This window comes from Alkalibacterium iburiense, assembly GCF_039521845.1.
GTDB lineage: Bacteria > Bacillota > Bacilli > Lactobacillales > Carnobacteriaceae_A > Alkalibacterium > Alkalibacterium iburiense.
In genome coordinates this window covers 1-14,669 of record NZ_BAAACW010000071.1, presented here as the reverse complement: position 1 = coordinate 14,669, position 14,669 = coordinate 1, and the positions used below count along the sequence as shown (strand labels likewise).

At 35.4% G+C, this 14,669-nt stretch carries 16 protein-coding genes; 13 read left to right on the top strand and 3 right to left on the bottom strand.

Going from position 1 to position 14,669, the window contains the following annotated elements:
- The first annotated feature begins 247 nt into the window (after nucleotides 1–247).
- The 8 genes from ftsA to ABDZ53_RS06260 all read left to right on the top strand — a co-directional run bounded on the left by ftsA (nucleotide 248) and on the right by ABDZ53_RS06260 (nucleotide 8,657).
- Nucleotides 248–1,561, top strand: coding sequence for a cell division protein FtsA (gene ftsA / locus ABDZ53_RS06295; RefSeq protein WP_343754799.1), 1,314 nt, complete (start codon nucleotides 248–250; stop codon nucleotides 1,559–1,561).
- 31 nt (nucleotides 1,562–1,592) lie between these two features.
- Nucleotides 1,593–2,822, top strand: a complete 1,230-nt coding sequence (gene ftsZ / locus ABDZ53_RS06290; protein ID WP_343754798.1) for a cell division protein FtsZ — start codon at nucleotides 1,593–1,595, stop codon at nucleotides 2,820–2,822.
- A 26-nt stretch (nucleotides 2,823–2,848) separates the two neighbouring features.
- The gene (locus ABDZ53_RS06285) at nucleotides 2,849–3,307 is read left to right on the top strand and encodes a cell division protein SepF (RefSeq protein ID WP_343754797.1); all 459 of its coding nucleotides are present in this window, start codon (nucleotides 2,849–2,851) and stop codon (nucleotides 3,305–3,307) included.
- Between the two features lie 23 nt (nucleotides 3,308–3,330).
- Nucleotides 3,331–3,630: a YggT family protein gene (locus tag ABDZ53_RS06280; protein WP_343754796.1), complete on the top strand. Its 300-nt coding sequence runs from the start codon at nucleotides 3,331–3,333 to the stop codon at nucleotides 3,628–3,630.
- 7 nt (nucleotides 3,631–3,637) lie between these two features.
- Complete coding sequence (locus ABDZ53_RS06275; RefSeq protein WP_343754795.1) at nucleotides 3,638–4,423, top strand: YlmH family RNA-binding protein; 786 nt, start codon at nucleotides 3,638–3,640, stop codon at nucleotides 4,421–4,423.
- Between the two features lie 85 nt (nucleotides 4,424–4,508).
- A complete protein-coding gene (locus ABDZ53_RS06270) occupies nucleotides 4,509–5,159 on the top strand; it encodes a DivIVA domain-containing protein (RefSeq protein ID WP_343754794.1) in 651 nt (216 codons plus the stop codon).
- A 267-nt stretch (nucleotides 5,160–5,426) separates the two neighbouring features.
- A complete protein-coding gene (gene ileS, locus ABDZ53_RS06265; RefSeq protein ID WP_343754793.1) occupies nucleotides 5,427–8,198 on the top strand; it encodes an isoleucine--tRNA ligase in 2,772 nt (923 codons plus the stop codon).
- Between the two features lie 258 nt (nucleotides 8,199–8,456).
- Complete coding sequence (locus tag ABDZ53_RS06260; protein ID WP_343754792.1) at nucleotides 8,457–8,657, top strand: cold-shock protein; 201 nt, start codon at nucleotides 8,457–8,459, stop codon at nucleotides 8,655–8,657.
- Nucleotides 8,658–8,712: 55 nt separating this feature from the next.
- Here ABDZ53_RS06260 and ABDZ53_RS06255 read toward each other — a convergent pair whose 3' ends face one another.
- From ABDZ53_RS06255 to ABDZ53_RS06245, 3 genes are all read right to left on the bottom strand, one after another.
- Complete coding sequence (locus tag ABDZ53_RS06255) at nucleotides 8,713–8,955, bottom strand: GlsB/YeaQ/YmgE family stress response membrane protein (protein ID WP_343754791.1); 243 nt, start codon at nucleotides 8,953–8,955, stop codon at nucleotides 8,713–8,715.
- Between the two features lie 85 nt (nucleotides 8,956–9,040).
- Nucleotides 9,041–10,249 (bottom strand): toxic anion resistance protein, encoded by a 1,209-nt coding sequence (locus tag ABDZ53_RS06250; protein ID WP_343754790.1) that lies wholly within the window; start codon nucleotides 10,247–10,249, stop codon nucleotides 9,041–9,043.
- 23 nt (nucleotides 10,250–10,272) lie between these two features.
- Complete coding sequence (locus ABDZ53_RS06245; protein WP_343754788.1) at nucleotides 10,273–10,971, bottom strand: 5-bromo-4-chloroindolyl phosphate hydrolysis family protein; 699 nt, start codon at nucleotides 10,969–10,971, stop codon at nucleotides 10,273–10,275.
- Between the two features lie 175 nt (nucleotides 10,972–11,146).
- Here ABDZ53_RS06245 and ABDZ53_RS06240 point away from each other — a divergent pair, with 175 nt between their 5' ends.
- From ABDZ53_RS06240 to ABDZ53_RS06220, 5 genes are all read left to right on the top strand, one after another.
- Nucleotides 11,147–11,713 (top strand): NUDIX hydrolase, encoded by a 567-nt coding sequence (locus tag ABDZ53_RS06240; RefSeq protein WP_343754786.1) that lies wholly within the window; start codon nucleotides 11,147–11,149, stop codon nucleotides 11,711–11,713.
- Entirely contained in the window at nucleotides 11,713–11,958 is a 246-nt protein-coding gene (locus tag ABDZ53_RS06235; RefSeq protein ID WP_343754784.1) for a hypothetical protein, read from the top strand. Before ABDZ53_RS06240 ends, ABDZ53_RS06235 begins: the two co-directional genes overlap by 1 nt.
- Before the next feature lie 32 nt (nucleotides 11,959–11,990).
- Nucleotides 11,991–12,695: a 5'-methylthioadenosine/adenosylhomocysteine nucleosidase gene (locus ABDZ53_RS06230; RefSeq protein ID WP_343754782.1), complete on the top strand. Its 705-nt coding sequence runs from the start codon at nucleotides 11,991–11,993 to the stop codon at nucleotides 12,693–12,695.
- A gap of 281 nt (nucleotides 12,696–12,976) precedes the next feature.
- Entirely contained in the window at nucleotides 12,977–13,912 is a 936-nt protein-coding gene (locus ABDZ53_RS06225; protein ID WP_425541680.1) for an ABC transporter permease, read from the top strand.
- Nucleotides 13,909–14,634: an iron chelate uptake ABC transporter family permease subunit gene (locus tag ABDZ53_RS06220; RefSeq protein WP_343754778.1), complete on the top strand. Its 726-nt coding sequence runs from the start codon at nucleotides 13,909–13,911 to the stop codon at nucleotides 14,632–14,634. Before ABDZ53_RS06225 ends, ABDZ53_RS06220 begins: the two co-directional genes overlap by 4 nt.
- Nucleotides 14,635–14,669 lie beyond the last annotated feature (35 nt).

Sequence of the window (14,669 nt, the reverse complement as noted above, 5' to 3'; positions counted from 1 at the left end):
ATTCAGAACTGAAAAAGTAATGGCTACGCACTATCCCAAAAGGGCGAAGGCGTAGCCGAAGCTTTTTTTATAAATAATCGTATGCTGACCTATTTGTTACACAATAGTAATTGAAATTAGGGTATAAATCCATAAAGACTCTTCATTATGAGCAGTTGTTTATGGTAAAATGATATGTATCAATAGCTGAAATTATTAGTAAATTTTAATAGCTTATTAACTATTGTAGACAGGAGGTTTCAATAAATTGAAAGATGGCATATATACAAGTTTAGATATTGGAACCACTTCGATAAAAGTCATTGTATCTGAAGTATTGAATGGACAGATGAATGTTATTGGAGTCGGGAGTGAAAGATCTAACGGTATTAATAAAGGTTTAATTATTGATATTGATGAAACGGCTCAATCCATAAAAAAAGCAGTCACTCAGGCAGAAGAGAAATCTGGGCTAGACATACAGTCTTTGACTGTTGGAGTACCTGCTTTAAATGTAGATATTAATCCTTTTCACGTCAATGCTACAGTTGGAAGTTCTAATCAAGAAATAAATGAAACGGTATTAGTTAAATTAATTGAACAAGTAAAAAATAAAACAGTTTCATCTGATAAAACCTTATTATCAATTATGGTAGAAGAATTTATTGTAGATGGTTTTGATGGAATCAAAGATCCTCGGAAAATGGTCGGGGAACAAGTAGAACTTTACGGAACAGCACTATCTGTTTCTAAAACTGTTCTACACAATATTAAGAAAAGCGTGAATAATGCAGGTTATTCTATAGATGATTTAATTTTCCAGCCTAAAGCCATGTCAGAACTCGTTTTAAGTGAAGATGAACAACGTTTTGGAACGGTACAGCTTGATTTAGGTGGGGGACAGACAACTGTTTCCGCAGTCCATGATCAACAAATTAAATTTTCATCGGTTATCAAAGAAGGCGGCGCAAATATCACTAAAGATATTTCAGTTGTTTTAAATACATCTTTGAAAAATGCAGAAAAACTAAAAAGAGAAGTTGGATTTGCTTTTGCAGAGATAGGACCGGATGAAGAGCCGCAGTCTATTTCAATAGATGTTATAGGCCAAGACAACGCTGTACAAGTAACTGAAACGTATATAGCTGAAATAATTGAAGCAAGATTAGCTCAAATTTTTGAGCAGGTAAAAGATGAATTAGATGAAATTGGTGCTCTTGATCTTCCAGGAGGAGTAGTTTTGACAGGTGGTACTTCCAGCATACCGAGAATCAACGAACTAGCTGAGGATGTATTCAACGTTAATATCAAAACATACATACCGGATTTCATGGGAGTCAGGTACCCTTCATTTACAAACGCTATATCACTTGTTTACTATAAAGCTAAAATGGATGAAATTCATAAAGGTATAAACCATTTGATTCTTTTTGGAGAAACAACTGAGCTTAGTGAAACAGCAATCACTACTTCTAACGAACTAACTCAAAGCAGCAAAAAAGAAAAAACGAATCAAACTGAAAATAAAAACGGATCATTTATCGATAGTTTAAAAAATATCTTCACTAATTTTTTTGATTAACTATTTATAAGTTATTACAGGAGGAAAAAGAATGGAATTAGGATTTGATTCTGCCATTTCTAATGGGGCAGTTATAAAAGTTATTGGTGTTGGTGGAGCCGGAGGAAACGCTGTAAACCGAATGATTGCAGATGGTGTTGAAGGTGTTGAATTTATAGCAGCTAACACGGATTTACAAGCGCTGGATATGAATAATGCTGAAACAAAAATTCAATTAGGACCAAAATTAACGCGAGGTCTTGGTGCTGGGGCAAATCCAGATGTTGGAAAGAAATCTGGAGAAGAGAGTGAAGAAGCTATAGCAGAAGCCTTAAAAGGTGCAGATATGGTCTTCGTTACTGCAGGTATGGGCGGTGGAACTGGAACAGGTGCCGCAGCTATAGTAGCTAAGATTGCGAAAGAGCAAGGAGCGCTAACTGTAGGAGTGATTACTCGTCCATTTACTTTCGAAGGACCTAAAAAAGGACGTTTTGCTGCTGAAGGTATTGCAGCTATGCGTGAACACGTGGATACTTTAGTAACGATTGCTAATAATCGCTTGCTAGAAATAGTAGATAAGAAAACCCCTATGATGGAAGCCTTCAGAGAAGCAGATAATGTTTTAAGACAAGGTGTCCAAGGAATATCCGATTTAATCACAAACCCGGGCTATGTTAACCTGGATTTTGCTGATGTCAAAACAGTTATGGAAAATCAAGGATCTGCTTTAATGGGGATTGGAACATCTTCTGGAGAAAACAGAACAGCTGATGCGACTAAAAAAGCTATTTCGTCTCCACTTTTAGAAGTATCCTTAGACGGAGCAGAGAATGTTCTACTTAACATTACAGGAGGATCTGATTTAACTTTGTTTGAAGCACAAGATGCTTCCGATATTGTTTCTGCTGCAGCTACAAGTGATGTAAATATCATTTTTGGTACATCCATTAACGAAGATTTAGGCGATGAGGTTATCGTTACAGTTATCGCTACTGGTATCGACCCTGAAAAGAAACATAAAAAACAATCTTCACCAGCGACCAGCTCTAATCGTACTCAAACATCCAATACACCATCAAATAAAGAGAATGATCCGTTTGGCAATTGGGATATTAGAAAAGAGCCGAACTTAAGAGATCGCCACAATGCTGATTTAGATGAAGCTGTGGAAAACAAAAAAGATAATTCTGCTAAGGATTTATTCTCTAGAAATGAACCGTCTAAAGACACAAATGACGAAGAGGTCGACACACCACCATTCTTCAGAAGAAGACGCAAGTAAGCTTGTATTAGGAAGGAAGAGTATACATGAGTATCAAACAAAAATTTAATAATTACTTTTCTTTAGATGATACAGATACTGAAGAAGTAGTTGAAAAACCAGCTAAAGAAGACAAACAAAAAGCGGCTAAGCCAGTGATACAAAAAAACAATTCTATGACTGAAACGCAAAGCAACAGCGGGAAAAACATTTATGCCATCAATCAACAGGCTATGAAAAAACCACGTATTAAAATTATGGAACCTCGTTTGTACTCAGAGGTCCAATCTGTAGCTGATGTATTGTTAAGCAATCAATCTGTCATAATTAATTTCCGCCGAATGGAAAAAGAACAAGCAAAAAAAATGATTGATTTTCTTATGGGCACCACTTATGCCATAAAAGGGGATATTCAAAGAATTGGAGAAGAGATTTTCATGTGTACTCCACAATCATTTGAAGTAGACGGGGCAGAGTTACAAGCTTTAAAAAATAATGATTATTAATAGATTGGAGTAACAAATTAATTATGTTAGTACAACTTTTGAGAACCCTCTATTCCCTAACGATGCAAGGACTACAACTTTATCGTATAGCGTTAGTCGTGTACTTTTTACTATCTTGGTTACCGGGAGGCTATCAGTCGAGGTTTGGCCAGTTTTTAATACGAATCTGTGAACCTTATGTAGGATTTTTTCGACAGTTTATTCCTCCAATTGGGATGATTAGTTTAGCAGGAATCGTAGCCTTCTTTGCTTTGAATTTTGTTGGGTATGGGATAGATGCGGTTTTTCGATTGTTATTTAATCTATTAATTCAATTTGGATGAGGATTGTATGGATAACTTATATCAACATTTTAGAGAAAATGAGAGACCATTTATCGATCAAGTACTGGATTGGGCTCATCAAGTAGAAAACCAGTATACTCCCTATCTCACGCCTTTTTTAGACCCTCGAGAACAATATATCGTAGAGTCTGTGATGGGGCAATTTGATGATATCGTTATGAACAGTTTTGGTGGCTATGAGGCGGCTGAAAGAAAACGCCTCTACTTGTCACCGTCTTATTTTGAGCCGTCACAAGACGATTTCCAAATAAAAGTAGCAGAAATTCGATATCCCAAAAAATTTGCGGAACTCTCTCATGGTCAAATTTTAGGAACTTTAATGGGCTCAGGAATAAAAAGAGAAACTATCGGAGACATCATTACAGATTCAGAAAGATGGCAATTTTTTGCTGAAGAGGCCATACTATTATATTTAATTCCGTCTATTGATAAAATAGGGAAAATAAGCATTCAGTTAGAAGAAGTAAATTATACGGATATCATATTACCGAAAGATACTTGGGAAGAGCGGGATGAAATCGTGTCTTCCTTGCGGTTGGATACTGTATTAGCCGCTGTGTTCAATATCTCTAGACAAAAATCAAAAGAAATCATTTCTTCTAATAAGGTTAAAGTGAATTGGAATGAAATGGATAGACCAGATACACTGTTGAGCATTTATGATGTCGTTTCTATAAGAGGGTATGGACGTTTGCGCATCCAGTCTATCGAAGGGAAAACAAAAAAAGAGAAAATTCGATTACGTATGGGTGTTTTGGACAGAAATAAATGACCGGTAAACTTGAGATAGCAGTTAAAATTTATTATAGTATGTATAGTAATAATCGGATGAAAAAATCAAATGGAGGTGTTTTTCCATGGCTTTAACACCAATGGATATACATAACAAAGATTTTCCTGTTAAAATGCGAGGGTATGATCAGGATGAAGTAAATGACTACCTTGATCAAATCATTAAAGATTACGAAATGTTATTGAAGCAGAAAAAAGAGACAGAAAAAAGACTGAGTTTTGCTGAAGAGAAATTAGAAAATTATGATCAAATGCACGACTCTTTAAATAAATCCATTATCGTTGCACAGGACGCAGCTGACAGGCTGAAAAAGAATGCGGAAAAAGAAGCTGAAATGATTACTAAAGAAGCTAAAACAGAAGCAGCTAACTTAAAGCATGATGCTGAAAACCATGCGGATGAGCTATTAAAAGATGCCGTCAGTAAAGCTCGTAAAATCGAAGAAGAAACAGAAGAACTGAGAAAACAGAGCCGTATTTTTCGTCAAAGGCTTCAATTAATGATTGAATCTCAGTTGGAATTAGTAAAAAAGGAAGAATGGGATGATATTCTTCAGCCTCCATCTTCTGAACATATTGATATAGAAACGATCAAAGAAGTGAAAGAAAATTTAGAAAATAAAGAAGAATTACAAGAAGAAGGTAATGAGCCAGAATCAGATGATGAGTACGAAGAAGGTATGACACCAGCTGTTGAATTACCTGCCATAGACTAATTAAATAATAAATGTGTACTTGAAACACTATATTTAAGTTCCCTTTACAGAGAATCAATGAGAAGCTGAGACATTGATAAGGAAGAATTAAACTATAATCCTTCAAGTTAACCGATAATGAAAAAAGTAGTTACCGGCGTAGTCCTGCGATAAAGGAACCAAGGAAAAGTTTTAATAACTTTTTAAATTAAGGTGGTACCACGAAGATTTCGTCCTTTTAGGGGCGAAGTCTTTTTTTGTATAAAAATAATTTTAGAAGGTGAGAAAATGGAAATTAAAGATACATTGAATTTGCTTAAAACCTCCTTTCCAATGCGTGCAGGCCTTCCCAATAAAGAGCCAGGACGACAAGAAGAATGGGAGAAAGCAGGAGTGTACTCAAAACGTCAAGAGTTGAATAAGGATAAGCCATCATTTGTTTTACATGATGGTCCGCCATTTGCAAACGGAAATATCCATATGGGACATGCCCTTAATAAGATTTCAAAGGATATTATTGTAAGGTATAAATCCATGTCCGGTTTTAGAGCTCCATATGTTCCGGGTTGGGATACGCACGGTTTACCTATTGAGCAAGTGTTGACTAACCAAGGTGTCGATCGTAAATCGATGTCTGTTGCTGAATTTCGTAAAAAGTGTGCAGAGTATGCATGGGAACAAATAAACAAACAGCGAGAAGATTTCAAACGTCTAGGAGTCGCAGGGGAATGGGATGACCCGTATGTGACTTTAACAAATGACTATGAAGCTGAACAAATTCGAGTATTCGGAAAGATGGCTGAAAAAGGGTATATTTACCGTGGACTAAAACCAATCTACTGGTCGCCGTCTAGCGAATCTGCATTAGCAGAAGCAGAGATTGAGTATCAGGATGTACGTTCACCGAGTATCTATGTAGCCTTTAATGTCAAAGATGGAAATTCCGTACTAGAAGATGATACGTCCTTTATCATATGGACAACCACTCCTTGGACTTTACCTGCAAACTTAGCCATTGCTGTTAAACCTGATACGAATTATGCGGTATTAGAAGCAGATGGCAGAAAATTCGTTGTGGCTTCTAAATTAGCAGAAGAAGTTGCAGAAACACTTGAATGGGAAGATGTTCATTTAATTAAAGAAATACCAGGAAGAGATCTAGAAGGCATAACAGCTCATCATCCGTTCTATGATAGAGAGTCATTATTAATTGTTGGAGATCATGTGACTCTAGAAGATGGAACTGGACTGGTCCATACAGCACCTGGACACGGGGAAGATGACTTTATTGTCTGTCAGAAATATAACTTGCCTATTATTTCTCCAGTGGATGACAAAGGGTTATTTACTGATGAAGCTCCAGGTTTAGAAGGTATTTTCTATGATAAAGCGAACAAAACAATTACAGAATGGCTAGAAGAAAACGGAGCATTACTGAAACTGGATTTCTTTACCCATAGTTACCCACATGATTGGCGTACAAAGAAACCAGTTATATTTAGAGCAACTCCTCAGTGGTTTGCTTCTATTGACAACTTTAGAGAAGACATCCTTAAAGCTATTGAAGATGTAGAATGGCTTCAACCATGGGGCATGCAGCGCATCTATAATATGGTTAGAGACCGTGGCGACTGGGTTATTTCAAGACAACGTTCTTGGGGCGTTCCTCTACCGATTTTTTATGGAGAAAACGGCGATGCCATTATGTCACCTGAGGTCATTGAGCATGTAGCTCAGTTATTTGAAAAAGAAGGGTCTAATATTTGGTTTGAAAGAGAAGCAAAAGATCTTTTACCAGAAGGGTTTGAACACCCATCAAGTCCAAATGGTGAATTTACTAAAGAAACGGATATAATGGATGTCTGGTTTGATTCAGGGTCGTCTCACCATGCCGTATTACGCACTAGAGAAAACCTGACATTCCCTGCTGATATGTATCTAGAAGGGTCTGATCAGTACAGAGGATGGTTTAACTCCAGTTTAACGACATCAGTAGCTATAAATGGCGTTCCACCTTATAAGTCTGTGCTCTCTCAAGGTATGGTCTTAGATGGGAACGGAAAGAAAATGAGTAAATCACTAGGGAACATAATCGATCCTAATAAAATCATTAAGCAAATGGGTGCTGATTTAATTAGATTATGGGTTTCCAGTGTAGATACACAGGCAGACGTTCGTGTAAGCATGGACATTTTAAAACAGGTGTCAGAAGTCTACCGTAAAATCAGAAACACTCTACGTTTCTTAATTCAAAATACAGAAGATTTTGACATAAAAGAAAATGGCTTGTCATATGATGATTTACGTCCGGTTGATCAATACTTGATGAACCAGCTGAATGTGACAGTTCGAAATGTCATTGATGGCTATGAACGGTATAATTTCTCAGATATCTTCAAGGAGATTAATCACTTTTTAACAGTTGATGTTTCCAATTTCTATGCAAACTTTGCAAAAGATATCTTGTATATTGATGTACCAGACGCTTATGAACGACGAGCCATGCAGACAGTCTTTTATCATATTATAAAAGATTTAACCAAACTGCTGACGCCTATTCTACCTCATACAACGGAAGAGATTTGGACGTATTTAAGTGAGGAAGAAGAGTATGTCCAGCTCGCCGAAATGCCAGAAGTGAAACATTATGAGAATGAAGAAAAAGTATTAGAAAAATGGACTGCTTTTATGAAGTTAAGAGATAAAGTAATGAAAGCTAACGAAGTAGCAAGAGAAAATAAAGTGATAGGTAAAGATTTTGAAGCTAAGACGACCTTATACGTATCAGAAGAAAACAAGCAGTTACTGGAATCGTTGAATAGTGACATTCGACAAATTTTAATTGCCTCAGAAATCACTATTGATGAACTAAACAATAAACCAGATGACAGCAGTATTCTTGATTTTGACGGAGTCTCTATTAAAGTAGAAAAGATGCCGGGTGAAGTATGTACGCGATGCCGTATTACAACAGAAGACTACGTTGAGTTAAATGATGAAGAAGTATTGTGCCAACGTTGCCACAGTATCTTAGAAGAGCATTATCCAGAAGCTTTATAAAAAACAAAGTTATCCTATTTAGGAAGTGAGGTTTTCCTCTTACTTCCTAAATAGGATTTTTCTGTATAGAGAAGAGGGAATATAGAAAACCTATTATTAATTTTTGAGATATAATCATTGTTGGCTTGATTTAAAGCGGTTACTTTTGTATAATTTTAATTGTAATAGAGATTTAAGAAATATACATATAGCATAATAGTTTTATATGAGTTGTTTTTTAAAGTCTGTTGCAAGTATATAGTGTAGGAGGAAAAAGTAATGGTTCAGGGCAAAGTAAAATGGTTTAATGCTGAAAAAGGATTCGGTTTCATTGAAGTAGAAGGACAAGAAGATGTATTCGTACACTTCAGTGCTATCAATAGTGAAGGCTACAAGTCTTTAGATGATGGGCAAGAAGTCGAATTTGAAATTGTGGACGGCGATCGTGGTCCACAAGCAGCCAATGTTACTAAACTATAAGCATAACAAAAAGACTTCCTTGTAAAAGGAAGTCTTTTCTTTTAGTATCTTTATATTATAATCTGCTGGCTATTAAATCAAATAGGAAGACGACTAGAATCGCACCTACAATGGCAGGAATGATGAAGAAGCCACCGAGCTCAGGTCCCCATTGGAATAAAGCGTGTCCGGCCCATGCTCCTATGAAACCGACTATAATATTACCAATAATACCTCCAGGAACATCAGCTCCTACGATTGCTTGACCAATCGCTCCAATGACTCCACCCACTATTAATGACCATATAAAACCTAACATATTATCTCTCCTTTGAAAAAAATTTATTAACTAATTCTTATTATAAGGAGTTGTCACATTTTATTCAAATATAATGCTTGAGATTTTATTGCTGGTTATCAGCAGGGTCAGTCAGTTGCAAGAGTTGATCGCGTAAACGGTCTTCTAATTGGGCTAACTGAACCTCTGCTTCTTTACGCTTAGAACGTCCTTCTCTTTGGATAGAGAGTGTCTCTTCGAGTGTCTCTACCAAGTCAGCTTGAGTTTTTTCTAGAGTTTCAATATCGATAATCCCTCTTTCATTTTCTCTAGCTGTTTCAATAGAGGACTGTTTTAATAGCTCAGAATTTTTCGTCAGTAAATCATTTGTCGTTTGAGAGACTTGTCTTTGAGCTGTAACGGCTTCTTTTTGTCTAAGCAAAGTCAGCGCAATAACAATCTGGTTTTTCCATAAAGGAATAGCCGTATTGATAGAAGTCTGTATTTTTTCAGATAAAGCCTGATTCGTATTTTGTATAAGGCGAATCTGCGGAGCTTGCTGAATAGTCATTTGTCTAGCGGTTTTTAAATCATATACCCGCTTGTCCAAGCGACTCATATATTGGTTCAAGTCATTGACCTTCTGAACTTCCATTTGGTCTTTGCTTGCTTCAGCTTGTTCGAGGGCCTTAGGAATCAACTCATTTTTTAATTCATCGATTTTCAATTCTCCGGCAGCAATATAAACGTTTAATGCTTCAAAGTATTCGTAGTTTTTCTCATATAACTGATCCAGCATAGTGTTGTCTTTTAAAAGCAATTGTCTTTCTTTATCTAATTTAACGGCAATTTTATCAACCTGAGCTCCAATTTTTTGATATTTAGCTGTCGTTTCATAAATTGACCGATTAATTTTTCTAAACATTTTTCTAAATATATTTTGATCATCAGCTCTTAAATCATTAGGATCCGCTTCTTTTAATCGGAACATCAAATCATTCAATGTTTCGCCAATGTGATTAGTATCTTGATTCTGTACATGTGCTAAAACAGAATGGGAAAATTCACCTAATTTTTGTTGAGCTTGGGTACCATAATTTGAAATTGATTCTCTGTCACTCACATCAATTTGTTTAGCCAATTCATAGGCTTGCTTCTTACGTGTCTCGTTTAGAGTATCAATAACTTTTCTAGCTTCTTTACTTTTGTCTGCCGATTGCAGCTCGTTTTTGTTATTTAATTCACTCGTTAAGTCACTTCCAAACGGATTGGCTAGTAAGTCATCAATTTCAACCTGTTTATCTGTATCAAAGGGTTCATTTTCTTTATCTACCATTTACTTACACCTCTTTTTTAAAATTAAATATCATCGTTGAAAGAATCGGATGGATTACTATTATTATGAAGTGTTCGTTTAGCTAATTCAACTTCAATGCCCATATCTTCAATATCATCTTCTTTAAACTTAACGTAATCCTCAGCTATCTGTCCACACATTCTGTCAATTGTTTCGGCAGATTTGCTTAATATATCAAAAGTCGCTTTACTTTTGGCCTTATGATTCTCAATTTCTCTGTATTTCCCTACAAGGTCAGAAAGAGAGGGAAGGTGAACGTATAAGAATTTATCCACTTCATGAAGGCGATCTGGTTCATTTGTAATTTCTTTGAATAAGGCTTTTGAAAGCTTGACTGTATTGTTTCTGTTTTCAATAGCTTTTAATTTACTGGACTGATTCATATGTTTTTCGACTTCGATTATTTGCTGTTTAGCTTTCTGCATGGTTTCTCTAAAGTATTGTATGTCTTCTCTAGATAACCCTTTAGAAGTATAAAAAGCTTCTTTTTCAGGTGTTAATTTGGGTAGTTTGTCTTTTTTACGTCCGCCCATTCTACTGTTTTTCTGTGCATTTAACAGTAAGAAAATCCCTGCACCTATACTTAATAAGAAAGCAAAGAGTGGGTTAATATCTAATCCAATGGTAATTAAAAATAAGAATAGTGTTGTTAATAAAATTACACCATAAATGAGTATTTGTGATGTCAATGTACGTTTCATTTTTTTATTCCTCCTATCTAATGGAAGTATTCTTTTAGTATAGTTATATAGTATCATAAATGACAAAATAATTAACATAGGACCTAAGAAGGATTTTTAAAAAGGATATTATGAGGTAAGATGATAAAGAATAAAAAATAAGGTATGATTAGGACACTAAGAAAGGAGTTATCTCATGATTTTTTATGAAGAAACAGTTGAAAGTAAATCATTATTTAAAGGAAATGTAACCGAATATGTTGTTGAAAAAGTTAAGCTACCTAATGGTCAATTCGCTCAAAGAGAAATTGTCAGACATGATGCGGCCTCAGCCGTTATTGCATTTACAGAAAATGATGAAATAGTATTAGTTAAACAATATAGAAAAGCCATTGAAAGTGAAAGTGTAGAAATTCCAGCAGGTTTATTAGATGAGGAAGATGAAAGTGGACTAGAGGCTGCCAAAAGAGAACTTGAGGAAGAAACGGGCTATCAAGCTGAGCATTGGAGTCCTGTTACTTCTTTTTACAGTACACCAGGGTTTACAGATGAATACTTAGAGATTTATGAAGCTCACGGGCTGAAAAAAGTTGAGAATCCTTTAGCACAAGATGATGATGAAAATTTAGAATTAATTATAGCCACATACGATGAGGCATGGGAGTTATACGAAAAAGGATTATTAAGAGATTCAAAAAGTGTCTTCGCCTTATTTTACTGGAAAATGAAGCGTTTAATGAAAAAGAACAAGGATGAGTCATAATGTCAACTAGAAGTGAACTTAAAAAAAGAAAAAAAGAGGAAGAAAAACAGAAACAAAAACTCTTGAGACAACGAAAAAAAGAAAACAAAAAATTAGAGAAAAATTTAGCTAAAAAAGGAAAAACCTCTAAAAGTAGAATGAATGAAATGGAGAGGTACCGAAGAGTAGATAAACAATTGACATTAGCTATTGTTATTGTTTTTTTACTTCTATTAATCGTTCTTTCTTTTGTATTCTTTATTTAAAATCTATAATGGGAAAAGACAGGTGATAAGTGTTGAAAATAGGTATTATTGCTGCGATGGAACAAGAAATTAGGGTTTTGACTGAACAGCTGAATCATAAAGAAGAAATAACAAAAGCTAACCAGAAGTTCTATAAAGGAAAACTTTCCGATATGAATGTGGTCTTAGTACAGTCAGGTATTGGTAAAGTCAATGCATCCATTGCAGCTACTTTGCTGATAGAGGTGTTTCAAGTCGATGCTGTCATTAACACCGGATCAGCTGGCGGGATAGGAGCAGGTTTATCTGTTGGAGACTTAGTGTTATCCAAACAGTTAGCCTATAACGATGCAGATGCCCGAGCATTCGGTTATGCATATGGACAAATTCCTCAAATGCCAGAAAGGTACGGAGCGGATGATAAACTCATTTCTTTATTTATGAAGGCTGCTGAAAAAGAATGGACCATCAGAAATGGGCTAATTGTAACAGGGGATTCATTCATAAGTAGTAAGGTTGAGATTAAAAAAATAAAAGAATATTTCGAAGATGCCCTCGTAACAGAAATGGAAGGGGCTGCGATTGCTCAAACATGCTACCAATTTGATATTCCCTTTCTTGTTATACGAGCGGTATCAGACGTAGCAGATGAAGAAGCGTCTGTATCGTTTGATGAGTTTATTGAATTAGCAGGAAAGAAATCTGCTGAGACGGTTATTAACTTTCTTAAAGAAATAAAACAAGAACAGAAACATTAGTTTGCTTAAGTTCATCAAATAACAACATTGACGCGTAAGTTATCAAAAGGCATAAAAAATGTATATTTATAAGAGAGAAAATGCTTAACTACAAGCTTTTCTCTCTTTTTTTGTTTATACATGACTGTATGATTGTTTTTTATGCTTGTGAATGGTTGCGTTTGAAATAAGCCTAAGCTATACTATACAAAGAGAATGAGAATCATTCTCAATGAGACGATGATATAAAGGAGGAGGGACCGATTCAATCCTATTTTGTTAAAAGAGTGACTAAAGTTTCCATTTACACTGTTAGTTTCGCCCTACTTATTGGCTTTTCTCTTTTTATAGGTGTGCAAAATGTCTCACCTCTAGATGTGTTATCCATGAATGAAGTTCAAAGAACCGTTTTTTTTACAGCTCGTATACCTCGAACCTTAAGTCTAATACTTGCAGGAAGTACGCTGGCTGTATGTGGGTTACTCATGCAGCACTTAACTCAGAATAAATTTGTGTCTCCAACAACTGCAGGAACATTAGCGAGTGCTCGATTAGGTATTATTTTATCTATGGTGTTGTTTTCTCAGACTAATCTGTTATCACAGACTGTCATAGCCTTTATTTTCTCTGTGTTAGGGACACTGTTCTTTACTACTTTTTTACGAACAATAAAATTGAAAAACACTATTATGGTTCCTTTAGTGGGGATGATGTTTGGAAATATTATTCAATCTTTCGGTACGTTTATCGCCATTCAATATGAAATTGTTCAAAATGTCTCTTCATGGTTACAAGGGAATTTTTCATTAGTGACTTTAGCAAATGTTCACTTACTCTTTTTAACCATACCATTACTGATTATTATATCTTGTCTTGCTCACTACTTTACGATAATGGGATTGGGAAAAGACGTGTCCCTTGAATTAGGTATCCCTTATTTGACATTAGAGTTAATAGGCATTGTATTAGTGGCTCTGGCAACGACTACAGTTATATTAACGACTGGAAGTATCCCATTTGTGGGAATCATCATTCCCAATTTGGTTGCCATCAAAAGAGGAGATCACTTTGGAAAAATACTTTTTCCGGTTGCTTTTTTTGGAGCTGTCTTTTTGCTGATTACGGATATTTTTTCTCGAATAATCATTTTTCCCTATGAAATACCTATCAGTGTCATTATTGGTGTCTTAGGGAGTCTAGTTTTTATCTTTTTACTACTGCGAGGAGAAAAAGAATGAGGAGTAAGGAAAATAAGTCAAAACAAATCATAGTTTTGTTCATTGCTGTCATACTTTCTCTTTGCTTATGCTTAACGATTAACACGAGAGGGAATATTGCGTTTGCTTTTATGCTTAGAAGCAGGCGCACACTCGCTTTCCTTTTAGTAGGCATAACGACAACAGTTGCAACTATTGTATTTCAAACAATGACACAAAATAATATATTGACTCCCAACATTATTGGGTTGGATTCCTTATACGTATTGTTGCAGACAGTTATCATCTTTTTATTTGGAACCCAACATATTCTGACAACGAATCCGTATCTGAATTTTTTCTTAAGTCTTTTATTAATGATTGGAAGCAGTATAATTTTTTACTGGTTATTCTTCAAAAAATATCCTGGGAGAATAAATCTATTACTCATGTTAGGGTTAATCGCTGGCACATTTTTCGGCAGCGTCACGACCTTTTTGCAAGTAATTATTGACCCAAATGAATTCGAGAGTGTTTTTTCACGGACAATCGCAAGTTTCACTCAAGTGAATACGTCTTTGCTCATTGTTTCTATCCTTACTTGCGGTCCGATTATTCTATATTTATTTCTACAGACCTCTAAGCTTGATGTTTTACACTTAGGAAGGAGTTATTCCATTGGTTTAGGGATTGACATTGACCGTTATTATTTAACCTTGTTTATTCTTATAACTCAAGTTTTGCAGTTAAAAAATAGCCTTTGACCCTTGGTGTCATTGACTTGGTACCGATTATTATG